General features: G+C 49.4%; 2 protein-coding genes. Both read left to right on the forward strand.

What is annotated here, in order from left to right:
• Nucleotides 1–589 (forward strand): methyltransferase domain-containing protein (locus HT737_RS30160; protein WP_182404648.1); only part of this gene is annotated, 589 nt, incomplete at its 5' end.
• A gap of 212 nt (nt 590–801) precedes the next feature.
• The coding region (locus HT737_RS30165) for a helix-turn-helix transcriptional regulator (protein WP_182404649.1) at nt 802–983 on the forward strand (182 nt) is incomplete at its 3' end.

The following is a 983-nucleotide window of genomic DNA, read 5'->3' on the forward strand; positions in this document are numbered from 1 at the left end:
TCCTTTGCTTCCCCTTCAGGCTGGTGCTGCACATGTCACCGGAATCGAGCCGCGCAAGGAATTGATTTCAAATGCTGTTGAGACGTTCACCGAGTACGGGATCGATAGTTCTCGATACGAGTTCCTGCAAGGTGACGTATTTGACCAGATCAAAGGCAAGACCTTTGACGTGGTTTTCTGTCTTGGCTTTTATTACCACACTATTCGCCATGCCGAGCTGTTCGACCTGATTGAGCGCACCGGCGCAAACTTTGTTGTCATCGACACCGAAGTTACGCCAATGTCCGAGGAGTTGGCAGATCCATCCAATAACGATCCACGTGTGGTTTACGGCAACCCGTATGGCGTTCAGATGCTGCTTGATCAGGTAGATGATCAGCAGATGGCGTGGACTGACTCCCTCACTCGCAATGGTTTCACCATCGTCGGAAGGCCTTCGCGCCAGGCTGTAAAATTCATGGCCAAGCATTTTGGTTATGAAACAGAGACGTTTAATTGGGAAGAGTATTTCCAGAGCAACCCCGAGGCCAGAGTTTCCATGGTCGACTACTCGGAAGGTTGGAGAGACACGTTCTTTTGTAAGCGATAAAATCCGATTTTCAAAAGCCCGCCATTGAACGGGCTTTTTTCCGCCAGCAGGAGGAGTGGTCACAAAGCGGTGAGCCAAGTGTTGATAGGGGGTAGCTGAAAGCTGGTTCTGAATGACGCGTGAGTGGTTACATAAGCGTTTCTGCATCAAATATTTATTTATGCATTATCTATGCGATTTAGCATTTGTCTTCACAAAAAACTTCAAGCAATATGCGCGTTATGCAAAAACGCAACGTATCCTCCGTCTTAAGAGCACTGCTCGACCAGCACGGGATCTCCCCCACGGAGCTCCACCGTCGCACCGGCGTGCCTCAATCAACGCTCTCGCGGATTCTCAGCGGGAAGATCGTCGATCCTTCGGATAAACACATTTCGAAGATTGCCGAATACTT

Source organism: Pseudomonas sp. MD195_PC81_125, assembly GCF_014060985.1.
GTDB lineage: Bacteria > Pseudomonadota > Gammaproteobacteria > Pseudomonadales > Pseudomonadaceae > Aquipseudomonas > Aquipseudomonas parakoreensis.